Here is a 26,024-nt window from a genome sequence, read left to right as displayed (position 1 = left end):
TTAAAAGCACCAATGACGTTAAAACCACCCCACCCCCCGACCAGTCTGGCACTGGCCAGCCAATTGACGCCGCTGCATCAATGTAGTTATTTGCCGGATCGTGCAGCACGTTTAGAGCTGATTGAATTAGCAAAGGATGAACGTTTAAGTACACCTCTTTTTTCTCAGTTTTCACGGCTCGGGTATCGGCGTAGTGGACAACATCTATACCGCCCTGTATGCTTCCATTGTCAACGCTGTATCTCTACACGTTTAGTAGTTAACGAGTTTGAACCCAATCGTACCCAGCGCAAACTATGGCAAAAATCGCACGAGATGGATGTGGTAATTACGGCTTGTGATGATGCCGATGAATCGCATTTTATGCTATATGCTCGCTATATCTGCGCTCGCCATAGTGATGGCGATATGTATCCACCCAATTTACAAGGGTTTAAACAGTTTCTACAATATAGCTTTACCCAGTCATTTTTTATGGAGTTTTGGCTTCATGATGAATTAGTCATGGTGGCAGTTTGCGACCAATTAGATGACGGCATATCCGCAGTCTATACTTTCTATGATCCCGATGCAACCATAAATAGTTTGGGCACCCTTGCGATACTTACCCAAATTGACTATGTTAAACGTCTTGGATTACCGTATTTATATTTAGGTTTTTGGGTACCAGATTCGGATAAGATGGCATATAAATCGCGTTTTTATCCCAGTGAATTATTAATCAATCAACAGTGGCATCGCTTCGATGAGGCTGTCACAGCCGCGCAAGTTGAGCCACTGCTTCAGCAGGCGATAAAAGCGCATTACCTAAACATGTGGAATACTACTTAGCATTTAATTTAGCATTGAATTTGCGCTGCATAATTAACGCATGGGTTTTGGTCATGTCATGATTATCGTAGTAATTTTTGCGAACGGCAACCTGTTCAAACCCATGTTTTTGATAAAATGCAATGGCAGCATGATTATCTTCTCTTACCTCTAATAGCATCCGCTCGGCACCCGTTGCTTGGCTCATTTGCGCCATAGCCGTTAACAATTGGCTTGCAATACCTTGCTGTTGATAATCAAGACAAGTTCCGATTCTTAAAATTTCACTATCTTCAAATATGTGGCTGTAAATGCAATAGCCAATCAATTGCTGATTCAGCTCGTCTGTCGCATAAATTATATGGTTAAATGGCTGCGCGAGCAGTGAATTGATTTGCGCAGCCGACCAAGCATCGTAGATAAATAGCCCAGATTCAATGTGTGCCAGCTGCGCCAGTACTTGCTGCGAAGTATTATCTTGTGGACTCGTTTTATCTAACTTATATATCTGTATTGCAGTCATAATTTATTTCCATAAAAAAAGAGCCACCGAAGTGACTCTTTTGTGTGCTTACTAACGATTAGTCGTTAACTTTAGCAACAACACCCGCACCTACAGTACGGCCACCTTCACGGATTGCAAAGCGTAAGCCTTGGTCCATTGCGATTGGGTGGATTAGCTCTACGTTCATTTCAACGTTATCGCCAGGCATTACCATCTCTGTACCTTCTGGTAATTGGATTGCGCCAGTTACGTCAGTGGTACGGAAGTAGAATTGTGGACGGTAACCATTTAAGAATGGGGTGTGACGACCACCTTCTTCTTTTGATAGTACGTATACTTCTGCGTCAAATTTGGTGTGTGGTTTGATTGAACCTGGTTTAGCCAATACTTGACCACGTTGTACGTCTTCACGTTTGGTACCACGTAATAGTACACCACAGTTCTCGCCTGCACGACCTTCGTCTAGTAGTTTACGGAACATTTCAACGCCAGTACAGGTGGTTTTTGCGGTTGGTTTGATACCAACGATTTCAATTTCTTCACCAACTTTGATGACGCCTGATTCTACACGACCTGTTACGACTGTACCACGACCAGAGATTGAGAATACGTCTTCGATTGGCATCAAGAATGGTTTGTCAATCGCACGTTCTGGTTCTGGGATGTAGCTGTCTAGGGTGTCAAGTAGTTCTAGTACGGCTGGTTCACCGTATTTGCCTTCGCCGCCGTTTAGGGCTTCTAGGGCAGAACCTTTGATGATTGGGGTGTCATCGCCAGGGAAGTCGTAGCTTGATAGTAGTTCACGTACTTCCATTTCGACAAGTTCTAGTAGTTCTTCGTCATCAACCATGTCACATTTGTTCATGAATACCATGATGTATGGTACACCTACTTGGCGTGATAGTAGGATGTGTTCACGTGTTTGTGGCATTGGGCCGTCAGTGGCTGATACAACTAGGATGGCACCGTCCATCTGTGCTGCACCGGTGATCATGTTTTTAACATAGTCAGCATGGCCAGGACAGTCTACGTGTGCGTAGTGACGTGCTTGGGTGTCATATTCAATGTGTGAGGTGTTGATGGTGATACCACGGGCTTTTTCTTCAGGGGCTGAGTCAATTGACGCGTAGTCTTTGGCTTCACCACCGTTGTGTTTTGCTGCTACGGTCGCAATCGCAGCTGTTAGGGTTGTTTTACCATGGTCAACGTGTCCAATGGTGCCTACGTTAACGTGTGGTTTAGTACGTTCAAACTTGGCCTTTGCCATAATTTAATCCTCTGATCATTGTTAAACTGTTAGCAATACCCTAGCTCAAAGCTATAAACCAACTGGTGTATCTGTATTGCCAGTGCTGGTGTTGCCAATTTGAGTGTTGCTAGGTCACTAAAATAGCAAATTTAACATAAATTTCAAGTTTTTTCCATAGCCTTCATCTTTATGGGTAAACTTTTTTGTTATTGCTAAAACAAAAGGCAACACATCTGTGCTGCCTTAACTATTTTTTAGTTTATCTCAATGTATTTTCTATAAAACTGGAGCTCATACCGAGAGTTGAACTCGGGACCTCTCCCTTACCAAGGGAGTGCTCTACCTCTGAGCTATATGAGCAAAACTTTGGTTTAGAATAATGGAGCGGGTGGCGGGAATCGAACCCGCACCATCAGCTTGGAAGGCTGAGGTTCTACCACTAAACTACACCCGCAATGCGACCCGCCCAAGCATACTGGACTTACTGTTAACGTGATTAGGGAATATTCAGATAACAATAGCAGGCAAATGGTGGTGGGGGAAGGATTCGAACCTTCGAAGCTCTCGCAACGGATTTACAGTCCGTCCCCTTTGACCGCTCGGGAACCCCACCATAGTTGTCTTTCAAGGTACGCTTAACACGATGTGTTAAAGGATGGTGCCGGCTGCCGGAGTCGAACTGGCGACCTACTGATTACAAGTCAGTTGCTCTACCAACTGAGCTAAGCCGGCGTATCGCTTGAAAGTGGTGAGCATTTTAGCAAATATTTTTAATCTTGCAAGCGTTTTTTTAGTTTTTTTTCATTTTTTTTGCTAAAACGAAAATTTAATGATTCAAATCCGCATTTTAGGCGCCTTGCGCCGCTTATTTGCTACCTAAACCCTAATACATCAACAACACGGATGCAATAATCAGCGCAATGATTACCACAATCATGATTGCGACTGTGGCGTTTTTCTTTGCCGTAGGTTTTGTTGGCTCACTTTTCATTGGCGTAGGTTTCATTGCATCAGTGTCTACTGTGCTAACTGGCGATGGTTGCGCTGGCTGAACGGCTGAGACCTGAACGGATGGGAAAACGGGCTGTGATGATACTGCTACTGCCTCAGTGATGACAGGCGGCTGAGCCGGTGTATTAAGTAGCGGTGATGTGGGATTATCAATGCTTGCTACATCGACTGTTGTTGTCGGTGTAGAAGGTACGGATTGTTCGACGTGAGTGTTGCTCAGCTGCTCGCTAGGTAAAAAATCTTGCGTGGTAACGACATCTATCACAGGCGCGGTGTTGGCTGCAGCGTTCAGTGATGATGGCTCAACCGATGCAGTCGATTCAGTTTGGGTATGAATGTCAGTGGTGGGTGTAAAGCTTTCAATGTCTTGTAAACTATTGAGAAAACTATCACCATCCAGTGCGTCGACTGGGGCATTTACCACCAAAAATACCAAGTCAGCAAAGGCAAGTTCATCAGTGGCTTGCAAAGCATGCGCGTCTGTACCGATACGCTCACCATTGACAAAGGTACCATTGCTTGAACCTAAGTCTTGTACATACAACTGCTCACCAATACAGTTAATCTTGGCGTGTTGGCGAGAGATTTGTGAGGTTGCTAATACCAAATTATTGCTATCGCTACGTCCGATGCTTAAGCTTTTATCAATATCTATAGTTAAATCCGCCAACGCTGGTGACAGCCCAATGAGTTGCCATGAAGTGCCTTGCGAGTTGTCGGTAAGGTTCATCGTATTCACTGCATTAGTTTGATGATTGTCCATGCAAGTCTCCTACTCCTAAGGGGTATTCAATATTATCATTATGCTTGGCATTATGGGACATTTTTAGGGATTTGTCACGGTGATGGTCTGCACCGCAGGCGGGGTCGCAATCACCACAGGCGTTTGAGCCATTTTTGCGCCCTGCCCTGTCTGCGCTTTAGATTGGATGACGGTAGATTGGGCAATAGGCGCTTGAGTGATGGCGTTGCTCGCTGGGCGACTCACGGTTGTGGTCGATGAACTGCCTGTGCGAGACACATTTGATGACACGGGCGTGACGATATCGACACCATTGGCATACACTCTTGGCGTGTTTGATAAGCTCTGCTCGGCTGGGGTAACCAGGTCGTCTGTTGGCAATTTGACGCCATTTTGCACCCTATTGGTATTGGGGAACATGGCATTGATATTAAGTGGGATTTGTTTGAGCGTACCGTTTTTATCAATTACCAGTTGCATGGTACGAATACCGTCTAAGCTTTTTTCGGTCACGCTTGCCACCGCGCTACCATTACGCAAAATGGTCGGCTGTAAAAATACAATCAGATTGGTTTTGTCCGAGTTTTTGCTTTTTGAGCGAAATAAATTACCAAGAATCGGCGCATCACCCAATCCTGGGACTTTTTGCTGACCATAGGTGCTGTTATCACGCATCAACCCACCCAATGCCACGGTTTGTTGATTATCCGCTAAAATGGTGGTTTTGATTAAATTCTTGTTGGTGACGACACCGCTCACGTTATTGAGGGTACCGTCGACAATGGAGGACACTTCCTGCGAAATCTCAAGTCGCACTGAACCATTATCACCAATATGCGGAATGACATTAAGATTGATACCGACATCTTGACGGCTCACGGTTTGAAACGGCGTGGTTGATGAGTTACTTGCCGTGGTATAAGAGCCGGTCACAAATGGCACGTTCTGCCCTACCAAAATATTGGCTTTTTCGTTATCCAACGTCAAAATAGAGGGCATGGATAATAGATTGGCATTGTTGGTTTTATTGATGGCTTGCAAAATCGCACCATAAAACTCACGATTACCGTTACTATCGGTTTTACTATTGCCAATCCCCAACAGCGCGCCTGCCACCGATGCTGCCGCCGTACCTGGGGTTTTGCTTAATATCTCAGATGCCAGACCTACTGCGGATGCACCGATATTATTAAAGTTAATCACCCCTACGCCGCTGTTGGCGTTGCCCATTGCCCATTGCACGCCAAGTTGTTGGGTATCATTGCCTGAGATTTCCATAATTGCTGCTTGAATCAACACTTGGTCACGGCGGGTATCTAGCTCATTAATAGCGTTTTCGATTTCTACCATTAACTCTGGGTTGGCATTGACGATGACGGAGTTTTGGGTTTGGTCAGCGATAATGCTAAAAGGTCTACCTTGATAGCCGTTGTTTTGCGCAGTCGTTGTGTTGCTGGTGGACGAGGTATTTAGCGGTGAACCTGTGGGTGACGCTGCAGTATTGGTGGTGGTCGCTGCGCTATTATTACTGGTATCGCTACTAGATTGAAACATTGAGCTTGCTTGCAAGGTGGTTTGGTCACCTGAGCTATTGATAGATTGATAGGCAAGCAGTCCGCGTAGCATTTCTGCAATATGGGTGGCACTGGCATATTTTAAACGAAACACGCGAAGACCACTGAGACGTTGCGTCGGTACGGTGTCTAACTGCTCTACCATTCGCTGTACTTTGGCTGTCATCTCGGCACTACCTTTGACGAGCAGCCTATCAGAAATCGGGTCGGCAATGATATTGATCAGGCTGCCACCGGTTGATGCCACAGCAGGCTGCCCTGATTGACCCGTAGCAGCTGGCGCTGTACCACTGCCCGTCCCTGTCAGTGAGCTTAATAAATCCATCATGCGCTTGGCATCTACATGACGCAGCGGAATAATGGTCAGCTTGTCATTCATATTGCTATCAAGATCGCTAATCAATTTTGCGTATTGATTGAGGCTGTCGGCGCGGTCAGAGAGGATAATCGCATTGACATTTGGCACCACAGCGGCATTGGCATACGGCGGCATCATCGGACGGATGACGTTTAAGATATCATTGGCATTGGTATTGGTGAGATAATAGATGCGGGTCGCCATTTGGCTACCTGCGGTATTACCGCGCAAATCCACGTCCACCCCTGCTTGCTTGGCAACGGTATCAGGGACCAGCTCTGTGGTCAGCCCGCGATCAATCGCTACAATACCATTGACTTTCATCACGGCTAAAAACAAGTCATACACTTCTTGACGGGATAAGGGTTTGTTTGAAATTACCGTCACATTGCCATTAATGCGTGGGTCTAGCACAAAGTTCTTTTGCGTGATGGTGGCAATTTGGTCGATAAACGCCTTGATATCAGCGTCTTGCAAATGCACTTTATAGCCAGTGGCTGCATGGGCAGCTGACAGACCACTGCTAAGCAAACTGATACTCATAGCCAGTGTCGTGCTCAAAAATAGTGGCTTTAGCATGGTTGGGTATTTCATAATTTACCTTATCAATTTTTAACGCATATCACCGACTCGTGTCTCACGTAGCGATGACGTCTGTAACTTTTTACTATGTTTTATCAAAATGACTGGCGTACTGTCACGACTTGGTCGCCGCGCTGAACTTGGATTTGCGCTTGTCCTGCTTGTTGCACTTGCCGTAGTAGCTGGGCATCTTGCGTTGGGTTTTGACCCACGTTTTGTCCATTGACGGAGAGGACTTTATCCCCTGTTTGTAGCCCCAGTCGATTTTTTAGTCCTGCGGACATCGCATCGGTCACCAAATAGCCTTGCCCTGTTGCTGCCACACCCATTTGGCTTAGGTACCCTGAGGCATTTTGCTGAAGCCCTTGAATCGCCCCACCAATGGCTGACGATGCACCGCTTGGCGAGGTATTGGCACCATTTGACGTCGCCATATTGGGCGCAGAATCCTCTCGATCATGCGGATCGCCTGTAGCCACTGGCGCGCCTCTAATCGCTTGTGGCGCAGCGCCGCCTAAGCTCGGTGTGGGGGTCTGTCCCATATTTGAGCCATTACCCACGCCGGCTGCACCGTTGGCTTGCGCTTTGGCTCTGATAGCCTCGCTTTGGTCAAGAAAAAACGGTTGCCCAAATGGCACTTTACTGGTTTGACCGCTTGCATCTGCCACTATTATAAAATCGGCTGCGACTTTGACCAATTTATAACCACTGCCATCAATCATGTCGTTGATACGATAGCTTAAGGTTTTACCATTGGCGGTCAAAATTGCATACGATTGACTCTCTGGGGTGGCAATGGTCACGCCCACCACTTTAATATCTGGGGGTGTCGCTGCCGGCGCTTGTGGGGCAGTTGGCTGCGCAAAATAATCTAACGCATTGCTATTGGCAGATTGCGCGACCAAGTTCGTCTGCAGGGGGACTGGGGTGAGTACAGGGGCTTTGGGCGGTGCAACCACCAGCCAAATTGCTTGGCTTAATTGCCACACCAACCAAAAAATAGCTACCAATAGCAACCAAGGATACAGTTTTTCTACCACCGCCATCGGCACAAATTTACCAGTCGTTGTTTTACGGCTCAACGAGGGGCGCTGGGTGGCTTTTATCATATCTGCTATCATCGCTGCGTCTCTAATTACCCATACTGGTCAAAGGTTGGCGAATGGACACCACCACACTGTCATCAGCCCCTTTGCCTTGGTACGCCGGCATATTTTTGAGCAATCGCTGGGTCAATGACACATCTATCATATTATCTTGGTCAAGATAAAAATCCCCTAATCGCTCACCTTGCGGTGTAGTAAGGGCTAAATGCAAGCTTTTACCTTGCGCCGCCTTGTTGCTATTATTAGTACCATTGGCGTTGGCTACTGGCTGTACACTGGCTTTATCCGCGCTTAAGTTGCCTTGCATGGTGGGGAGTTTGATGAGGTAGGTTTTGCCGCCTGTGGGATACCCCAAATCACCGCCTGCCCAATTCATGCTACCTTCGGCGGTTTGATAGCCTTGCTTATTTTTTTCAATCGACACTTCTTTGATGGTAATCGGTGTGTCGGGTAATTGCCAACTGACCAACTGCGCTAATGTGTCATGGCTGATTTTGCCGTTGAAATCATTGACTTGCCAGCTGGTTTTATTGAATTTGACCACGCCTTGCAAGTCGGTTTTGCCAGAGCGGATATCGACCGCCATACCCAGTTTGCCCATCAATAAATGCCACGGCTGCCAGCGCCAATCGACACTACCCGCCAGCGGCGTATTGGGGCGCGCATTGATTTGCCAATTGGCTTGGCCTTGCCAAAGGTTGCCGGATATTTGCTGCAAGTAAGGGTTGTTTGGGGCAAATTTTTGCAGCAACCACGCTGCAGGTAGCTGAATCAACAAGCTTAAGCAAAGCAAAACCAGACCTACCAGCCACCATAGTTTTGTCGGACGTAATGAATTGACACTTGCCAAACTTGAATACCTTTTTACAATGATTTTTGACACCGATAAAGTGACGCAATCCACAAGCAGATTAATCAACAATCAAATAATTCATGCAGGATAAAAATTGCTATTAACGCAAAATTTTGAACCCACTCTGCGCCAACACTCAAATATTTTTCTAACTAAAATCAAACGCTTTATCATAACTGATTTTTATGGCGTTGTAATGTCAATCCATAAAAAATCAAAATTTTGTCAGGCTTGTTTTGGGCAGACTGTTTATTGCGGCTACCTGCCGCACTCACTACAATTTGCAACCGACTTTATCACCATGAGTTTGCTACAATCACCTCACCAAGCTGGTTAAAACTATCATGCAAAACACAAGGAAAATAGCATGCAATTTGATACATTGCCACAACTGGGCGATAGCGTCTCCAAAATTTGCTTAGGCACGATGACCTGGGGACAGCAAAACAGCGAGCCGGATGCCCATGAACAAATGGATTATGCCCTTGCCCAAGGTGTGAACTTTTGGGATACCGCAGAGATGTATCCGTCACCCCCTGATAAAGACAAACAGGGTGATACAGAGCGCTTTATGGGTAGCTGGTTTGCCAAGACAGGCAAGCGAAATGAGGTGGTATTGGCGAGTAAAATCTCTCGCAATGACTTTTTGCGCGGTGGCAATACCAAGTTTGATAAAAAAACCATTCGTGCGGCATTAGACAGCAATCTACAGCGCTTGCAAACCGACCATATCGATATTTATCAGCTCCACTGGCCAGAGCGTCAGACCAACTTTTTTGGTCAACGCGGCTATACAGAAAGTATGGCGCAGCAAGACACCAAAGAATTGACGCCATTTTTGGAAACCATCGAAGCACTCAATGATGAAATCAGCAAAGGTCGAATCCGCGCTTATGGGTTATCCAATGATACCCCCTGGGGCGTCATGCGCTACTTAGCAGAAGCCGATAAACATGGGCTTGCTCGACCTATCACCATACAAAATCCATATAGTTTACTCAATCGCTTGTATGAAGTGGGACTGGCAGAAATCAGTCACCGTGAACAAATTGGGCTACTTGCCTACTCACCGCTAGCATTTGGCGTGTTATCAGGCAAATATTTGGGCGGTAACAAGCCTGCCAACAGTCGCCTGAGCCTTTATAGCCATTTTACCCGCTATTTGAATGAGCAAGCGCAACAAGCCACCCAAGCCTATGCCGAGGTCGCCAAAAAACATAATCTAGATATGGCACAAATGGCACTGGCGTTTGTCAATAGCCGCTCGTTTGTGACTGCCAACATCATTGGGGCAACCACCACTCAGCAACTAGCCAGCAATATCGCGTCCGTAGACTTGGTATTGTCCCAAGAGGTATTGGCTGATATCGAAGCGGTGCAGACCTTACACCCGAACCCTGCGCCTTAAACCCTGTAACTTAAATCTGCATCTTAGACGCTGCAACTTACTAGCAGGCTACGATCAGAAAAAACGGCATAAAAAATCCTTGCACAGTCAGACTGTCGCAGGGATTTTTTTAAACAAACCTAATAAAATTTAAAGTCTAGAACGGGATGTCATCATCAACTGCACCTGGTTTTGGCATTGCCATGGCTGGATTTTGTTGGGGATTTTGGGCAGGCTGATTATTTGCTGTATTTGCCCCTTGTGGCGCTTGGTTGCCATTCATAAATGGGTTGTTGCCAAATCCTGCATTTTGACCCGCTTGGGGCGCAACTTGGTTATTAGTTTGGGCATTATTTTGATTTGGATAGCCGCCAAAATGATTGGGCGCTTGGTTGCCACCTTGGTTGTAGCCAACTTGATTATAACCACCTTGGGGCTGGTTTTGGTAGGTTGTGCTTGCAGTATTGTTATTAGCAATACCGCCTTGAACGCCGCCTGCGGTACCAAGCATTTGCATTTGGTCGGCACGAATCTCTGTGGCATAACGCTCTACGCCATTTTGATCGGTGTATTTACTGGTGCGAAGGCTACCTTCGATATAGACTTGGCTACCTTTACGCAGGTATTGCGCTGCAATTTCACCGAGTTTATTAAACAATGAAATACGGTGCCATTCGGTTTGCTCACGGCGCTCACCTGTTTGTTTGTCGTTCCACTGCTCACTTGTTGCCACGGCGATACGCGTCACGCTACCGCCATTGGCAAATTGTTTGACTTCAGGATCTGAACCAAGGTTGCCTACAATGATTACTTTGTTTACGCCGCGCATAGAATTTCCTTGATGATTTTTTTGATAACTTTCTTAATGAATTTCTCAATAACGCTATAGTATTTTTAGCCAAATCTTTGTGGATTTAGCGCAAGTACAATGCCATTACTTTACTAAACTTTGCATCAAATTGCTAGCGTCTGACCGGTAAGATGTGACAAATGCTGTCGCGTGTCATCGGTCAATTTTTCTTTATCCAGTTTGAGATAAGCAATGTTTTCTTTTGGCATCATCACTATCTCATCCACCCCGTCAATCGCCAAAATTTGCTGTGACCATGCAGTCGTGTCAATACCCGTTGGCAGGGTAATCGTTAGGCTGGTCAAATACGGTGGGGATGCAATCGGCAAGATAAACAATAACGCAATGACAGTCACAATGGCGAGCACCGTCCATGACAGCCACATCGGTTTGGTCAGCAAAATACCGCCCATGGCACCGCCCACAAAAGCACCCAAAAACTGTGCAGATGAGTTAATACCCATTGCCGTCGCTTTGTTGGCAACAGGCGCGCGTTTGGAAATCCAAGACGGAATGGTCGCCTCAAGGCTGTTAAAGCCAATGTAATAAACTGCAAGCCCAACAATCAAACCCACGATGGTCTGACTAGCCACCGCCAAAAATACCAATCCCGCCACCAAGGTCGCTAAAGACGCCAAAAACACGGCGCGCATTTGACGTTTTTTTTCTGCGATGATAATCAGCGGAACCGCAATGATAAAGCCCAATAACAGTAGCGGCAAATACACAAAACCTTGCTGCGCCACCGTCAAGCCCAGCACATCATGAAACTGGTGCGGCAATAAGGTAAACATCGCTGTCATTGACAGATGCAGCGCAAAAATCGCCAAATGCAACCGGTTAATATCGCCAATTTTTAATACTTCAGCAAACTGTGCTTTAACTGAGTGATTATTGAGATTGTGCTTTAGTACCCGATTTGGGGTGGGCACAATCCACAGTAAGCCAATGGCGAAAATAGCGGACGCCACTGTCACCCAAAACAAGCCTGAAATATCGAGCACATGCGTCAAAATCGGACCGAGCCCAAATGCGACCATTACCGACATGGCAATGGTCAGCCCCATGGTTGCCATCGCTTTGGTGCGATGCTCTTCACGGGTCACATCCGCGAGTAGTGCCATCACCACTGCTGAAACCGCGCCACTGCCGGCAATCAAACGCCCCAATATCACCATATAGATGTCTGTTGATAAGGCGCAAATCGCTCCCCCGAGCGCAAACACCAATAACCCTGCAATGATAATCGGTTTACGCGGATATTTGTCCGCCAAAAAACTCATGGGAATCTGAAAAATCGCCTGCCCTAAGCCATAGATACCAATCGCCAATCCAATCAAAAACGGCGTGGCGTGTGCATATTGCGTGCCATATACTGCAAACACAGGCACAATCATGAATAGTCCGAGCATGCGCAAGGCAAAGATACCGCCCAACCCGGCAATCGCTTTCTTTTCGGATGCATTCATGGAGGAGTTGTGACTCATATTTCTCGACGTTGATTTTACTGACGTTGATTTTACTGACATGGTGGCTCACAAAATTTTGCCAAAAACGGCTTATTATATGCCTAATTTTTATCACAGAGAATTTATTGGCAATAAAAATTATTTTAGCCCCATTATTTTGGCTTTATTGTTTTAGCCCCATTATTTTAGCATTGCGTAAGCGGTTACCATGATGGCTAAAATCACTGCGATAGCAATCATCAGCCACATCACATTTTTTTGATTGTCAAAAAATCCTCGCGGTGACTGCTTGATAGATGATGATTTTGGGGTAGCCACTAGCGCGCCCTCTAACGGGCTATGCTTCACTTGGGTGGCGATTTTTTGCTGTTTTTGCGCTTTTTTGGCGTCAAGTTGCTGTTGGCGTTGTTGTTTTTGTGCCAATTTTTGCTGTTTGGCTTGTTGTTGTAGTTGGCGTTGTTCTTCAAGCTTAGCCTGTTTTTGTCGCGCTTGTTCGGCAAGTTCTGCTTGTTTACGTGCTGCTTCTTCGATGGCTAACTGCTCAGCTTGCTGCTGCTCGCGGAGCTGTTTATCGCTATAGCGGGCGTGAAAATCATCCATCACGGCGTTATCAATTTCGCTTAAGGTGAAAGGCATTTCATTTATTACTTCAAGCGCATCATGCACATCAACGTCGTACACGCCCGAGGCTTTGGTAGTTTTGCCATCGGCAGTGAGTTTTCTGGGTACTTGGTAATCGGCAAGGCGCTGCTGCAAGTGGTTTTCCATTTGTCCGATGGAGTCGGTGCGACCTGTCATCGCTAATACCCAATCGTTGATTTCGGCATGATTTTCGCTATTTAATTGCGGGATGATATCGCTTGCGTTTTCAACGAGGCTGATTTTGGCAAGCAACTGACTGGGTGAGACGGCGATATACACCTCCCCTGGGGTAGCTTGGCGTTTGAGCGATGCGATGGCTTGGGGGTTGCATTGTAGGCAGTTTGCTTGTTTGTTTTTGAGGGTGTGACCTTTTGGGCAGGGCGGTACACCGTAAGCAACGAGCGCGCCATTTTCTTTCATTTTGGCTTTGTATTCTTTGCTCGATAGTCCGCTGGCGTCAAAGGTTTTGTCCATTGGGATATGGTGGCTTTTTAAGAAGTCGGTTTGTTCTTGGGTTAACGTTGCCATGTTATTGTCTCAAATTTTGCAGTCACAAATTTTCTTTTTTCTTGATTCAATCCAGTATAGCAAGGTTTAAGGGTTTTATAAAAAATAAAAAATCGCTCATGTGAGTGATGATTTTATTTAAGATATTTCCAACGCTTGTGTTAATAGTATCATCAGCTTCATTGTCCGCACGTTTGCAACCGCTTGCAATAAACGCTATGTTTTATCTAGTTATGTTAATTTTACGAGTATAAAACAAGGATGACAGTGAGCCAAAAGCAATTTATGATTAACAGAATTGATAACTTAATCAGTTGATAGTTTCTCGTAATATTTGGTCAAATTTGTTGAAATAGGTTTCAAAATTAAACTTGAAACCCCCATCCAATTCCCCCATTAAAACCCCATCTTTTTACCCAAATTTCCCACTCAAAAACACACAATAAGAAGCTCAATATGGCACAGCACGACGCAATCAAAATCCGTGGCGCACGCACCCACAATCTCAAAAACATCGACATCGACATCCCCCGCGACAAACTCGTCGTCATCACAGGTTTATCAGGCTCGGGCAAGTCTAGCCTAGCCTTTGACACCCTATACGCCGAAGGACAACGCCGCTACGTCGAGAGCTTATCGGCTTACGCACGCCAGTTTTTATCACAAATGGAAAAGCCCGAAGTCGATAGCATCGAAGGGCTGTCACCTGCCATCGCCATCGAGCAAAAATCCACTAACCATAATCCCCGCTCCACGGTGGGGACGATTACCGAGATTTATGACTATTTGCGTCTGCTGTACGCCCGTGTTGGCACGCCCATGTGCCCAGAACACCACCTGCCGATGGTCGCGCAAACCGTCACCGAAATGGTCGATACCGTCATGGCATTGCCTGAAGACACCAAGTTGATGATTCTCGCGCGCGTCGTCGATGACCGCAAAGGCGAGCATATCCAGTTGATGGAACAGCTAAAAGGGCAAGGCTTTGTACGGCTGCGGGTCGATGGCGAAATTTATGACATTGACGATGTGCCACCGCTTGCCAAAACCTTTAAACACACCATTGATGTGGTGGTTGACCGCTTCAAAGTGCGCGATGACTTGGGAAATCGGGTTGCCGAAAGTTTGGAGACCGCCTTACGACTCGGTAGCGACATTGCTATCTTGCATGACATGGATGCTGAGTTTGAGGATAAAATTTTGTCCGCCAAACATAGCTGCCCTGTCTGCGATCGTTCGGTTGCTGAGCTTGAACCAAAATTATTTAGTTTTAACAACCCCTATGGCGCGTGTCCCGTGTGTGATGGCTTGGGCAAACGCCAATATTTCGCTGCCGAAAAAATCATCGGGCATCCTGAAAAATCGCTTAACCAAGGGGCGATTCAAGGCTGGGATAAACGCCACGCCTACTATTTTGGCTTGCTGACCACGGTTGCCGAGCATTACGGTATTGATATGGAAGCGCCGTGGCAACAACTGGATAAAAAGCACAAAGATGTCATCTTACACGGCTCTGGTAAAGACAAAATGACTTTTAACTTTGTCGATGAACGGGGTCGCAAATCCACCAAAACCGTGCCATTTGAAGGGGTGTTGCCGTATATGGAGCGCCGTTATCGCACCACGCAAAGCAATATCGTGCGAGATGAGCTTGCCAAATACCTTGCTGATGCTACCTGCGATGCCTGTCACGGCTCACGCTTAAACGAAATCGCTCGCCATGTCGAAGTCAGTGACCGTACCATTGCCGAAATGGTCAAGCTATCAATTGGCGAAGCAATGGCGTATTACGAGCAATTAAAACTTGAGGGCGCAAAAGGCGAAATCGCCGCCAAAATCATCAAAGAAATCCGTGAGCGGTTGGAATTTTTGGTGAGTGTGGGCTTGGATTATCTCACCCTTGCCCGCTCTGCCGAAACCCTATCAGGCGGTGAAGCTCAGCGGATACGCCTTGCTAGCCAAATCGGGGCAGGCTTGATGGGCGTGATGTATGTACTCGATGAGCCATCAATCGGCTTGCACCAACGTGACAATGATCGCCTACTGCAAACGTTGACTCGGCTCAGAGATTTGGGCAATACCGTGATTGTCGTCGAGCATGACGAAGATGCCATTCGCCTAGCCGACCATATCATCGATGTGGGCGTGGGTGCTGGTGTACATGGTGGCAGTATCATTGCAGAAGGAACGGCAAATGACATTGCCAAAAATCCCGAATCATTGACGGGTCAATATTTATCGGGTAAAAAGAAAATCGCAGTGCCAACCGTGCGTCACCGAGCCAAAATCGCCAATGACGATAAATATGAAAAAATGCAAGACTCCGCCATTCCGTTAACCAAAAACCAAGCGAAAAAAGCGGAAAGCGAGAAGAAAGAAAAAGCCAAAAAAGGTAAAGTCGAAGCCAAACCCTTGATGCTGACCTTGACAGGGGCAAAAGGTAACAACCTTAAAAACGTGACCTTAAACTTGCCAATTGGTGTATTTACTGCCATCACAGGCGTGTCGGGTTCGGGTAAATCGACCTTAATCAATCGCACCTTATTGCCACTAGCGACCACGCAGCTCAATAATGCCACCACTCACGTTGCCGAAGAGTTTGACAGTATCACTGGGCTAGAACATCTGGATAAAGTCGTCGATATCGACCAAAGCCCGATTGGGCGTACCCCACGCTCCAATCCTGCGACTTACACGGGCGTATTTAGTCCGATTCGCGACCTATTCGCCCAAGTGCCCGAATCCAAAGCTCGTGGCTATCAAGCAGGGCGCTTTAGCTTCAATGTGAAAGGCGGACGCTGTGAAACCTGCCAAGGCGATGGCTTGATTAAGGTTGAGATGCACTTTTTGCCTGATATGTATGTACCTTGCGATGCGTGTCAAGGCAAACGCTACAACCGTGAAACCCTTGAAATTACCTACAAGGGCAAAAATATCAATGACGTGCTCAATATGACGGTGGAAGATGCGGCGGAATTTTTTGAGGCGATTCCGGCAATTTATCGCCGTTTGCAAGCCCTACAAGAAGTCGGCTTGGGTTATATTCGCTTGGGTCAGTCTGCGCCTACGCTTTCAGGTGGTGAGGCGCAACGGGTGAAACTTGCCAAAGAGCTGTCCAAACGTGATACCGGTCAGACCTTGTATGTGCTCGATGAGCCGACGACAGGTTTGCATTTCCATGATATCGCCAAGCTCCTCGACATCTTGCATACGCTACGTGACCGAGGCAATACCGTGGTGGTGATTGAGCATAATCTCGATGTGATTAAGACAGCCGACTGGATTGTGGATTTGGGTCCTGAAGGCGGTTCGGGCGGTGGTGAGATTATTGCCGAGGGCACGCCAGAGGAGGTGGCGCAAAACGCGCGCTCACACACAGGGCGATTCTTAAAACCGATGTTGCAAGCCTAAGTTTGTTACTAGCGTAGGTTTGTTACAAGGATAAGTTTAGCGGTGAGGGTTAGTACGTGGTCGTCTAACCCTTTTTTTAACCGCTCATCACTCTGTGACTTGATATTCATTGATAATACTTTACATGTTGGCCTAATATTTACACAATGAAACGAGATAAGGATATTGCGACATTATCCAGGGACAAAAAAACGTCAAGGAACGATAAGGATGCTAGGATGATTTTATTTAAAGGAAAAACCAACGATCTTGAAACCCTATTTCCCCCTACCCTAAAACTAGATGGTCAAATCTGTGTGCGAAATGGTATGAGCATTCGCAGTAAATTTATGATTGGTATCTATGATATTGCCCTATACTTGGGTGAAATGACTGAAGATGCCGAAACAGCCATTACTGCACGCTATGCCAAGCAATTGCGCATGGTGTCTCGCCGCAATATCAAAGGCTCGTTACTGGAGAATGCCTTCAAAGACGGCATTAGAGCGAATAGTAGCGCAAAAGAATATCAGAAAATCGCCTCAGTGATTGATGACGTGTTCGGTGAGTTGTTCAAAACCAACACCATTAAAGAAGGGGCAATGTTTACGATTGAGTTTTCGCCAGAGCATGGCGTTCGTTTAAATTATGATGAGGTTGGCGATCTTCCTTATATCAAAGAAGAAGGCTTTGACCAAGCTATTCTTCGTGCTTGGCTAGGCGATAATCCCATATCACTTGAGATGAAAAAGGATTTGCTAGGTCAGCACTAATGTTACACTGCGTATTTTTACACTTCCCATATTTTTAGATTTCCCATCAAGCATGGGAAGTTAATCTATCTAATTGATAGTGGCCGTAACTTTTTCACTAGGTTTAATAGGGTTATATTTATTGAAATCCTATTTTAAAGATGAATAGCGGCGTTATCTATATACTTGGCGTCATTCACCACGATAACTCAGTATTTATCCCTTACCTGCCTAGTTTTCTTTGATCCGATAACAAGTAAGTTGGCTTTTTTCATTTTTCTACCAATAGTGGCATTTTTGCTTTGAGCCTTTTATCCTGTCGTCCATCAGGGATTACTACAATACTATGTTTCTTTTTGAATGGGTATGCTAATCTAAAGCAAAAAAAATTAGGCAGCTTATGAAACCACTTGCGCAAAATTCCACTAAACCAATCATATCAACCCGTAACACCCCCCAAACCTTTACCCTCAATAAGCTTGCTAAACCTATCGTGCGCGATGATATTTTTTCGTTGCCGCCTGCTGTGTATGGCACTATCTATTTGACGCTAATTCCGCTGTTTGGCTTTGTGTACAGCACCTTGCCAAATATGCAGTTTAACCATGAAAACGTGGGCTTTTTGGAAGCCATGTATTTTAGTACCATCACGGTGACCACCACCGGGTTTGGCGATATCACCCCAACCAACACCTTTACGCGGGCGTTTGTGATGATTGAAGCCACCATTGGGGTGGTGTCTGCAGGTTTGTTTTTAAATGCGATTACCTATCAGCGTGAAGAAAACATGAGTAATCTGATGGACGCCTATGAAGCGAGGAAAGAAATCTCTTATGCCTTTGCGCGCCTGCACAGTCATGATAGTTTGATTACGCTTAACATGAATACTTATCTAAACCGGGTTAATCAACTTTTGGGCATAGAATCAGAGCAAACCCCGGTGGCGCAATCTGACCGTGAGGGTCGCGCTAATTTAAACCGCTCGCCTGATTTGCCCGCGGCGCCTGACGCCAAAGTCCCTCAGCAGCTTATTGGTATTCATGAGCCTATTCCCGAAACGCTAGCATTTACTAATTTACAGCACTTATTTAATGCCTCAGCACGCTTGACCGATGACCCGCGCAAGCCGTTGATTTGGTACTATTATCAAGCCTTGGATGAATTGGTCAATAGTATTGAGAATTTGGTGCGTGAAACCGAAACTTATCGCTGGGCAGATTTGGAGTCGATTTGTATTCAATATTTAAGTGATATCAAATCCTATGATTCCAGTAGTTATGTGCTCGCGGAGCCAAACTTTGAGCAACAACTTGCCGATATCCAAGCCCAGCGCCAGCAAGACATGTTACTTATCAGTGAATATCCAAGTGATAAAGCGGTTGAGCTGTCGAACGAAAATAGTTTAAACCCGTATATTATTTTGTTTATGGGTATTCAGACCACCATTGATTTTATCAAAAAATTCCAACTTCGCTACCAAGAAATTATGCAAACCATTTAATTTTATCCGCTCATAAAAAAACACCCCACATGCCGTGAGGTGTTTTTGCTAATTAATTAATTAATCAATCAGTCAATGAAGAATTAGTGACCAAATTGGTTGGCAGTGTTTTTGGCGCCGCCCGCTTTCAATGCGTTCTCACCCGAGAAGATTTCTTTGTGGTCATCACCGATGTCAGAACCAGCCATGGCTTGGTGCTTAACTGCCGCAACGCCTTCACGGAGTTCTTTACGTTGTACTTCTTCAACGTAAGCTAGCATACCTTTGTCACCGAAGTAACCTTTTGCCAACTGGTGTGTACTTAATGCCGCCGTGTGGAAGGTAGGTAGGGTGATCAAGTGGTGGAATACACAGGCTTCACGTGACGCATCAGCTTGGAAGGTGCGCGCTAGTTCATCAGCAGCGGCATTCAACTCAGTGTTGTCGTAGTCAGCAGACATTAAGTTCGCTTTGTCGTAAGCTGAGATGTCTTTGCCTTCTTTTTCCCATTTTGCGATGACTTGTTTACGGAAGTTGAGTGTCCAGTTGAATGATGGGCTGTTGTTGTAAACAAGCTTAGCATCTGGCACTTGCGCAGTGATACGGTCAGTCATTGATTTGATGTGCGCGACGTCTGGCGTTGGTGTTTCAATCCATAGTAGATCGGCACCGTTTTCAAGGGCAGTCACACAGTCAAGTACCACGCGGTCGATATTGGTGCCTTCGCGGAATGAGTACAAGCCGTTTGGCATACGAGTTGGGCGAACCAATTTGCCATCACGTTTTAATAGAACATCGTACTCGTTTGCATTTTCTAAAGTCACTTCTTCAACTTCTAAAAAGTCTAAATATTGTGAAGCAAGGTCGCCTGGCTCACGTGACACAGGAAGTTTTTGCGTTAATGACGCACCTTCAGAGTCAGTACGGGCAACGATGATACCGTTGTCAATGCCAAGCTCTAAGAACGCATAACGAATCGCGTTGAGTTTTGAGATGAAGTCTTCGTGTGGTACGGTTACTTTACCATCTTGGTGACCACATTGTTTAGCATCTGATACTTGGTTTTCAACTTGGATAGCACAAGCACCTGCTTGGATCATTTGTTTGGTGAGCAAGTAAGTTGCTTCTTCGTTACCAAAACCTGCGTCGATGTCAGCGATGATTGGCACGATGTGTGATTCAAAGTTGTTGATTTTGTCTAAGATAGCTTTAGTGTCTTGACCTGCTTCTTGCGCCGCATTTAATTCACGGAAGTAATCGTTTAATACTTTTTCGTCCGCTTGACGTAAGAAAGTATAGATTTCTTCGATCAATTTTGGCACAGCGGTTTTTTCGTGCATAGATTGGTCAGGTAGTGGACCAAATTCTGAGCGAAGCGCAGCAACCATCCAACCTGAAAGGTAGATATATTTACGTTCAGTAGTACCAAAGTATTTTTTAACCGCATACATGGTTTGTTGACCGATAAAGCCATGCCATGCACCAAGAGACTGGGTGTATTTTGATTTGTCAGCATCATAAGCTGCCATATCACGACGCATGATGTCGGCAGTGTATTGAGCGATTTCTAAACCTGTTTTGAAACGGTTTTGGATAACCAAACGCGCAGCATCATTTTCGCTGATGTTTTTCCAGTTACCATATTTGGCTTTTAGTTCGCGGATATGGTCAATCGCTGAAACGTAAGTTGACATAGCAGTCTCCTGTTGAGGACGGTGGGATAAAAAAACTTAGGATGATTGTTGTGTTGTAATAAAAGTAAAAGTCTTAAATAAGCCAATATTTAGCGAGGGTTAAACACTGAAAATATAAATAATGTTTAAGACACAAACTAAATCTCCAAAATAGGCTAACAATTTTTTTAACAAAATACGTGATATTTCTTACAGTGATATTAAATAGTCTGTTAAAATTAAGAATTCTATTTTGGCACTAATAAAGCTTTAAGTTGGCTTAAATAATGGAATAAATGCACTATACCCTTTAATTCATAATTTAGCTATTTAATGATTCGTATCTTTAGTATTTATTTAAAATATAGTACAATACAATCAATAACTTAAATTTTATTGCTAGGTTTTAGCTCTGTTAAAACTAGCTGTTTTAGCCTTTTTTTCTTAACTTTTAACTAGACAAACAGTAATTTATGGATTTACAACGTGTGGATTTGAACCTTTTGGTGCATCTTGATGTGTTACTTCGAGAAAAAAACGTCACCAGAGCCTCTGAGCAACTCGGCATTACCCAACCAGCCATGAGTAATATTTTACGTCGTTTGCGTAAGTTGTTTAATGATCCCTTGTTGATTCGCTCATCTGAAGGCATGACGCCGACGGAGCGGGCGCTTGAATTACAGCCGCGCGTTCGCGAATTGTTAGCGGATTTAACCCAGCTATTAGAGCCTCGTACTGAGTTTCGTCCTTATACCTCAAGTCGTGTGTTTCGGATTATGACGTCAGATTATGCCGAAGCGACGCTGGTGCCTAGGTTGGTCAAAGCGCTGCGCAGTGAAGCCCCAAACGTAATTTTGGACTTTTTGACGCCTTCAGATGTCTCCTATCGAGATATGGAGCAAGGTCGGGTTGATTTGGCGATTAATCGTTTTAACGAGGTACCGCAAAGCTTTCACCAAGTGCTGATTTGGCGTGATACTTTTAGTTGTTTGTTGTCTGCTGATAGTCCGTATGTCAATCGCTTTAACCTAAAAAATTATCTTAAAGCTCAGCACGTTTGGGTCTCTAAAACAGGCATGGGTGTGGGTTTTGGAGTCAATCCCGAAAAATCTGGTGGACTTGGCTCGATTGATGCGGCGTTACAACGCCTGGGTCAAAAACGTCAAATCAGTGTCTTTACCCGTCATTATCAGATGCCTGCCATGCTCACCGCCAATAAAGACTTAATTGCCACGCTGCCGACTCGGGTAGCGCGCATGCAAGCAAATAATGATGATATCGTGATTAAAGAGCCGCCATTTTTTATTCCAGAGTTTGAATTGACAATGGCATGGTCGCCACTATTACAGCATCACCCTGCGCATCGTTGGTTACGTCAGTTGATTCAACATGTGTCGCGACAAATCATCGCCGAAGATCGCATCAAGTATCCGCTACAAACCGCGATTCAAGATGGTTCGCTGCATACCCAGCCTATTGATTTGGTTGAAATTGATCCTGATCGTCAATGATTGAGGGTCAGACAACCTGCTTATCTATGGCTGGTCTAAGACTGGCAAATTTTATCCACCCACAGCTCATACGGATATTTTCCTAAATGTCCGTAACGTCCTTTTTCAGTCACCCGCCCTTCAATGCAGACAGGTAAACTAATCGACACGCCCGTTTGACCTTGCGCTTTGGCATACTCGGCTAACAGGTTGTTTGGGTCAAATACATGGTATTTGGTCGTACCGTCATTAAATTCAGATTGCTCTAAGCTTTGGGTAAAGGTGCCTTTTAACGTCAGCGTTTTTTTGGGCACACTATCAATGCTTTCTTTGATATCGCTTAATTTACCATTTTGCAGCGATTGGTACGCCACGCTGGCGCAACTTGCCAATAGACCAATTATCGCCACACCACCGCCCAACCATGCGGCTTTTTTACCCATTATCTTGTTAGTTAGCATGGTGTTTTCCTTATTATTGATATAAAAAAATGATAGCAATATTCGTTGCTATCATTTGTAGAGTTTATTTATCGTTACACTACCCTTGGGTAAATAGCTTAGCGAATATAGGTATGGTCATCAGGGTTACTCACCTGCTGTGTCAGCGCGTGGGTTGGCAAGACTTTCTTGAGGTAAAAATACCCTAGCATACCTGCCAATAATGACCCTAAAATAATGCCGAGTCGTTCGTCAAATGGCTTGACTTCAAGCCCCGCAAAGGCAAGCCCGCCTATAAACAAACTCATGGTAAAGCCAATACCACATAAAATCGCCACACCAAATACTTGCCGCCAATCAACATTGGTAGGCAAGCTAGCTAACCCAAGCTTGACGCCAAGCCAACTAAATAACATCACCCCAATCGGCTTGCCCAGCAGCAGTCCTAGGGCGATACCGAGCGGTACCGTATGAAACAGCGAGGATATCCCGGTACCACCAAGATAAATGCCCGCATTGGCAAACGCAAAAATTGGTAAAATAATAAAACTGACTGTGTCCTGCAAATCATGTTCAACCGATTCGAGCGGTGAATGCTCAGGGTGCTTGTTGTCTGTCATTGGGATAAATAGCGCAAGCAGCACACCGGCAAGCGTCGCATGTAGCCCCGACTTTAACATGGCCGCCCATAGCAAAACGCCAATCATTATATAAGCGGTGGTGCGTGTGATGTTAAAGCGATTCATGAGCCACAATATCACCAAACATACCCCAACCCAAGCCAGTGCCGCCATGGACAGACCCGATGAGTAAAATAACGCAATAATGATAATCGCACCGATATCATCAAAAATAGCAATCGATGCCAAGAATACTTTGAGCGCGGCGGGCACGCGATTGCCCAGTAAAGTCAGCACGCCTAAGGCAAACGCAATATCTGTCGCGGCAGGAATCGCCCAACCTTTCATCAAATCTGCATGCTGATAATTGAATGCGGCATAAAAAATCGCAGGTACCATCATGCCACCGACCGCAGCAATTGCAGGCAGGACGACTTTTTTGACGTCTGATAGCTCACCCACCAGCATTTCCCGCTTGAGCTCAAGTCCCACTAAAAAGAAAAACACCACCATCAAGCCATCGTTAATCCAGTGTAGTAAATGATGGTCGATACTAAAAGAGCCAATTTTTATCGAAATAGTCAGATGCAAAAAGTGCTCGTATATGTCACTCATTGGAGAGTTGGCTACCACCATCGCCAACACAGCGGCAAACGCCAACACGATACCCGCCGCCATATCGTGTGCCAAAAATTTTTTAAATTGGTTAAATACTATCATCCGTCTAAAACTCTTTTTGATACCATTTTTTATTTATGAAACATACCACACTTAAACCAAGTAAAATAGCCTACAATACCATCATAGCATATATTTTATTATATCATATAATCTATTTTTATGATAAATAATTTCATAATTTTACCTCAATAGAAAATTTTATTCATTTATTAGCTGTTTTAGATAAATTATTTTTTAGGTATATGATTTGCTAGCGTTGATAGTTAAGATTCTAAACACGAATGATTGATAAAGTTGTTAACACCCCATCGCTATTTTGTATTATCATTTTATCACTACCCTCCTACCGATTTAGAATCAGCCTTTCAACAGTGTGGATATTTTGCCAACTTCTCTTACCGATCTTGATTTAACCCCGCTCAAGCGTTTTTCACATAACGTCATCGCCAATATCCGTGCCACGGGTCACATGCTAATAGGTTCAAAACGTGCGTTTTATTGGGTCAAGCCCACCGTATGGCAGTTTTTATTGTTTGGATTGACGGCACTGGCGAGTAATTTGCTGTTTTCGTGGCTCGTTGCTGAAGATGCCACCCATTTTAATCCACAAGGGCTGATTAGTTATTTGGTGTGGCCGATGGTGATGTTGGTGGCAGGATTGATTCTTGCCAAACGTCATTTTAATGCCATGCTGATTTTTGTGCCGGCGATTTTGTGGCTGTGTGCTGACACCTTTATGATGCTGGTGCAAAGCCTGATTCAGTTTATCTCAGACCTGGGCTGGCTACCTGAATGGACGTTTGATACGATTGGTATTGTGTTCGTATTGGCATTTGTCTGGCAGTCATTATCGCTGCTATGGATTTTTGGCAATCAATTACGCTGGTCATGGATTGAGCGTGTCCTGATTATGCTAGGTGCGTTTGCCGTACTCAGTGTGTGGCAAAAAAACGTGCAATCTGAGCCGATTTTTCAATCTGACCCCGTCGAACCCGTGGTCACTGAAGCGGCATTTTATGCGCAGCCTGCGCTATTGGCTGATATGCTAAATAACGTGCAGCCGCAACGCCCGACTATACATGATTGGTACTTTATGGGTGTCGCAGGTCATGGCGAGCAAGATGTGTTCCGCTCAGAAATTGAGCTGACCAAAGAATACTTTGACCATCAATTTGGCACAGCAGGACGCTCGGTGGCACTCATTAACAATGCCAATACCCTGTCTGCGCTGCCGATTGCCAGTAAAACCAGTATTGAACGCACTTTGCAAAGTATCGCCAAAAAAATGGATGTCAATGAAGACGTGCTATTTTTGACCTTGACCTCGCATGGGGGTGACAAGGTGATTGAAATGTCCAACCCACCGCTAGCGCTCGATAATGTCGATGCCAAATGGCTACGCCAATCATTGGATAAATCTGGCATTAAATGGCGCGTCATTGTGGTATCCGCCTGTTATTCTGGCTCATTTATCAATGAGTTAAAATCGCCAGACACCCTAGTCATTACTGCCTCAGCGGCGAACAAATCATCGTTTGGCTGTTCTAATGAAGCCGAATATACTTACTTTGGACAAGCATTTTTTGCTGAAAGCTTACCCAAGCTTCGCCGTTTTCAACCTGCGTTTGAAGCCGCCAGCAAACGCATTGCTGAACGGGAAAAAATGATGGGCTTTGAGCCGTCTGAGCCGCAATTGGTGATGGGTGATGCTATTAAAGCGATATTGCCAGAGTTTGAAAACAGTCTCAAACCCTTACCTGCGGTTGTGATAGCGCCATCGACTGCCGCCAGTGCTACTAGCGATGCCCATGCCTTAAATAGCCACCAACTGCACAAGTAACCAAGTAACATAG

19 protein-coding genes and 4 tRNA genes are annotated in these 26,024 nt (G+C 45.3%); 7 read left to right on the top strand and 16 right to left on the bottom strand.

The annotated features are described in order from the left end of the window. The first annotated feature begins 12 nt into the window (after positions 1-12). Positions 13-831 carry an arginyltransferase gene (locus RT422_RS05340; protein ID WP_312383946.1) on the top strand — a complete coding sequence of 273 codons (819 nt, stop codon included), beginning with the start codon at positions 13-15 and terminating at the stop codon, positions 829-831. Here the strand turns inward: RT422_RS05340 and rimI are convergent. The 10 genes from rimI to gspN form a co-directional block, all read right to left on the bottom strand. Beyond that, the gene (gene rimI, locus RT422_RS05335) at positions 824-1,333 is read right to left on the bottom strand and encodes a ribosomal protein S18-alanine N-acetyltransferase (protein WP_313421570.1); all 510 of its coding nucleotides are present in this window, start codon (positions 1,331-1,333) and stop codon (positions 824-826) included. The genes RT422_RS05340 and rimI overlap by 8 nt on opposite strands. A gap of 58 nt (positions 1,334-1,391) precedes the next feature. Further along, a complete protein-coding gene (gene tuf, locus RT422_RS05330) occupies positions 1,392-2,582 on the bottom strand; it encodes an elongation factor Tu (RefSeq protein ID WP_007117403.1) in 1,191 nt (396 codons plus the stop codon). A gap of 267 nt (positions 2,583-2,849) precedes the next feature. After that, a tRNA-Thr gene (locus RT422_RS05325) sits at positions 2,850-2,924 on the bottom strand. 20 nt (positions 2,925-2,944) lie between these two features. Continuing rightward, positions 2,945-3,018, bottom strand: a tRNA-Gly gene (locus RT422_RS05320). 75 nt (positions 3,019-3,093) lie between these two features. Then, a tRNA-Tyr gene (locus RT422_RS05315) sits at positions 3,094-3,177 on the bottom strand. Positions 3,178-3,220: 43 nt separating this feature from the next. Further along, a tRNA-Thr gene (locus tag RT422_RS05310) sits at positions 3,221-3,296 on the bottom strand. A gap of 151 nt (positions 3,297-3,447) precedes the next feature. Then, positions 3,448-4,338, bottom strand: a complete 891-nt coding sequence (locus RT422_RS05305; protein WP_313421569.1) for an FHA domain-containing protein — start codon at positions 4,336-4,338, stop codon at positions 3,448-3,450. 63 nt (positions 4,339-4,401) lie between these two features. Continuing rightward, a complete protein-coding gene (gene gspD / locus RT422_RS05300; RefSeq protein WP_313421568.1) occupies positions 4,402-6,843 on the bottom strand; it encodes a type II secretion system secretin GspD in 2,442 nt (813 codons plus the stop codon). 83 nt (positions 6,844-6,926) lie between these two features. Then, a complete protein-coding gene (locus RT422_RS05295) occupies positions 6,927-7,940 on the bottom strand; it encodes a type II secretion system protein N (protein WP_282850301.1) in 1,014 nt (337 codons plus the stop codon). 22 nt (positions 7,941-7,962) lie between these two features. Then, the gene (gspN, locus tag RT422_RS05290; RefSeq protein WP_313421567.1) at positions 7,963-8,787 is read right to left on the bottom strand and encodes a type II secretion system protein N; all 825 of its coding nucleotides are present in this window, start codon (positions 8,785-8,787) and stop codon (positions 7,963-7,965) included. A 370-nt stretch (positions 8,788-9,157) separates the two neighbouring features. On the opposite strand from gspN, the gene RT422_RS05285 reads away from it, so the two are divergent. Further along, positions 9,158-10,198, top strand: coding sequence for an NADP(H)-dependent aldo-keto reductase (locus RT422_RS05285; RefSeq protein ID WP_313421566.1), 1,041 nt, complete (start codon positions 9,158-9,160; stop codon positions 10,196-10,198). A gap of 136 nt (positions 10,199-10,334) precedes the next feature. Here RT422_RS05285 and ssb read toward each other — a convergent pair whose 3' ends face one another. The 3 genes from ssb to RT422_RS05270 form a co-directional block, all read right to left on the bottom strand. After that, entirely contained in the window at positions 10,335-11,006 is a 672-nt protein-coding gene (gene ssb, locus RT422_RS05280) for a single-stranded DNA-binding protein (protein ID WP_313421565.1), read from the bottom strand. A 125-nt stretch (positions 11,007-11,131) separates the two neighbouring features. Beyond that, entirely contained in the window at positions 11,132-12,496 is a 1,365-nt protein-coding gene (locus tag RT422_RS05275; RefSeq protein WP_313421591.1) for an MFS transporter, read from the bottom strand. Between the two features lie 180 nt (positions 12,497-12,676). Further along, on the bottom strand, positions 12,677-13,666 hold the full coding sequence (locus RT422_RS05270; RefSeq protein ID WP_312114812.1) for a hypothetical protein: 990 nt from the start codon (positions 13,664-13,666) through the stop codon (positions 12,677-12,679). Between the two features lie 435 nt (positions 13,667-14,101). Between RT422_RS05270 and uvrA the strand changes: the two genes are divergently transcribed. The 3 genes from uvrA (at position 14,102) to RT422_RS05255 (ending at position 19,288) form a co-directional block, all read left to right on the top strand. Continuing rightward, complete coding sequence (uvrA, locus tag RT422_RS05265; protein ID WP_309596638.1) at positions 14,102-17,056, top strand: excinuclease ABC subunit UvrA; 2,955 nt, start codon at positions 14,102-14,104, stop codon at positions 17,054-17,056. Positions 17,057-17,274: 218 nt separating this feature from the next. Next, positions 17,275-17,808 (top strand): chalcone isomerase family protein, encoded by a 534-nt coding sequence (locus RT422_RS05260; RefSeq protein ID WP_065253244.1) that lies wholly within the window; start codon positions 17,275-17,277, stop codon positions 17,806-17,808. Between the two features lie 379 nt (positions 17,809-18,187). Beyond that, complete coding sequence (locus RT422_RS05255) at positions 18,188-19,288, top strand: potassium channel family protein (protein WP_313421564.1); 1,101 nt, start codon at positions 18,188-18,190, stop codon at positions 19,286-19,288. Positions 19,289-19,371: 83 nt separating this feature from the next. Here RT422_RS05255 and RT422_RS05250 read toward each other — a convergent pair whose 3' ends face one another. Beyond that, a complete protein-coding gene (locus RT422_RS05250; RefSeq protein ID WP_313421563.1) occupies positions 19,372-20,961 on the bottom strand; it encodes an isocitrate lyase in 1,590 nt (529 codons plus the stop codon). Positions 20,962-21,413: 452 nt separating this feature from the next. Between RT422_RS05250 and RT422_RS05245 the strand changes: the two genes are divergently transcribed. Beyond that, positions 21,414-22,451 carry a LysR family transcriptional regulator gene (locus RT422_RS05245; protein ID WP_062333830.1) on the top strand — a complete coding sequence of 346 codons (1,038 nt, stop codon included), beginning with the start codon at positions 21,414-21,416 and terminating at the stop codon, positions 22,449-22,451. A gap of 35 nt (positions 22,452-22,486) precedes the next feature. On the opposite strand, the gene RT422_RS05240 is transcribed toward RT422_RS05245, so the two are convergent. Further along, positions 22,487-22,891 carry a hypothetical protein gene (locus RT422_RS05240; RefSeq protein WP_313421562.1) on the bottom strand — a complete coding sequence of 135 codons (405 nt, stop codon included), beginning with the start codon at positions 22,889-22,891 and terminating at the stop codon, positions 22,487-22,489. A gap of 98 nt (positions 22,892-22,989) precedes the next feature. Then, the gene (nhaA, locus tag RT422_RS05235; protein WP_409520113.1) at positions 22,990-24,207 is read right to left on the bottom strand and encodes a Na+/H+ antiporter NhaA; all 1,218 of its coding nucleotides are present in this window, start codon (positions 24,205-24,207) and stop codon (positions 22,990-22,992) included. A 346-nt stretch (positions 24,208-24,553) separates the two neighbouring features. On the opposite strand from nhaA, the gene RT422_RS05230 reads away from it, so the two are divergent. Further along, positions 24,554-26,011 carry a C13 family peptidase gene (locus RT422_RS05230; protein WP_313421560.1) on the top strand — a complete coding sequence of 486 codons (1,458 nt, stop codon included), beginning with the start codon at positions 24,554-24,556 and terminating at the stop codon, positions 26,009-26,011. Positions 26,012-26,024: the final 13 nt, after the last annotated feature.

It is taken from the genome of Moraxella sp. CTOTU49803 (genome assembly GCF_032097965.1).
Taxonomy (GTDB): Bacteria; Pseudomonadota; Gammaproteobacteria; order Pseudomonadales; family Moraxellaceae; genus Faucicola; species Faucicola tetraodonis.
The sequence above is the reverse complement of the archived record's forward strand: the minus strand, read 5'-3'. Positions and strand labels throughout refer to the sequence as shown.

Excerpts from the sequence above, each read along its gene's own strand:
- RT422_RS05260 (WP_065253244.1), top strand. The coding sequence starts at position 17,275 with ATGATTTTATTTAAAGGAAAAACCAACGATCTTGAAACCCTATTTCCC.
- RT422_RS05240 (WP_313421562.1), bottom strand. The coding sequence starts at position 22,891 with ATGCTAACTAACAAGATAATGGGTAAAAAAGCCGCATGGTTGGGCGGT.
- RT422_RS05295 (WP_282850301.1), bottom strand. The coding sequence starts at position 7,940 with ATGATAAAAGCCACCCAGCGCCCCTCGTTGAGCCGTAAAACAACGACT.
- RT422_RS05340 (WP_312383946.1), top strand. The coding sequence starts at position 13 with ATGACGTTAAAACCACCCCACCCCCCGACCAGTCTGGCACTGGCCAGC.
- RT422_RS05285 (WP_313421566.1), top strand. The coding sequence starts at position 9,158 with ATGCAATTTGATACATTGCCACAACTGGGCGATAGCGTCTCCAAAATT.
- RT422_RS05305 (WP_313421569.1), bottom strand. The coding sequence starts at position 4,338 with ATGGACAATCATCAAACTAATGCAGTGAATACGATGAACCTTACCGAC.
- RT422_RS05255 (WP_313421564.1), top strand. The coding sequence starts at position 18,188 with ATGAAACCACTTGCGCAAAATTCCACTAAACCAATCATATCAACCCGT.
- RT422_RS05275 (WP_313421591.1), bottom strand. The coding sequence starts at position 12,496 with ATGAATGCATCCGAAAAGAAAGCGATTGCCGGGTTGGGCGGTATCTTT.
- RT422_RS05250 (WP_313421563.1), bottom strand. The coding sequence starts at position 20,961 with ATGTCAACTTACGTTTCAGCGATTGACCATATCCGCGAACTAAAAGCC.
- uvrA (WP_309596638.1), top strand. The coding sequence starts at position 14,102 with ATGGCACAGCACGACGCAATCAAAATCCGTGGCGCACGCACCCACAAT.
- gspD (WP_313421568.1), bottom strand. The coding sequence starts at position 6,843 with ATGAAATACCCAACCATGCTAAAGCCACTATTTTTGAGCACGACACTG.
- tuf (WP_007117403.1), bottom strand. The coding sequence starts at position 2,582 with ATGGCAAAGGCCAAGTTTGAACGTACTAAACCACACGTTAACGTAGGC.
- rimI (WP_313421570.1), bottom strand. The coding sequence starts at position 1,333 with ATGACTGCAATACAGATATATAAGTTAGATAAAACGAGTCCACAAGAT.
- RT422_RS05270 (WP_312114812.1), bottom strand. The coding sequence starts at position 13,666 with ATGGCAACGTTAACCCAAGAACAAACCGACTTCTTAAAAAGCCACCAT.
- ssb (WP_313421565.1), bottom strand. The coding sequence starts at position 11,006 with ATGCGCGGCGTAAACAAAGTAATCATTGTAGGCAACCTTGGTTCAGAT.
- RT422_RS05245 (WP_062333830.1), top strand. The coding sequence starts at position 21,414 with ATGGATTTACAACGTGTGGATTTGAACCTTTTGGTGCATCTTGATGTG.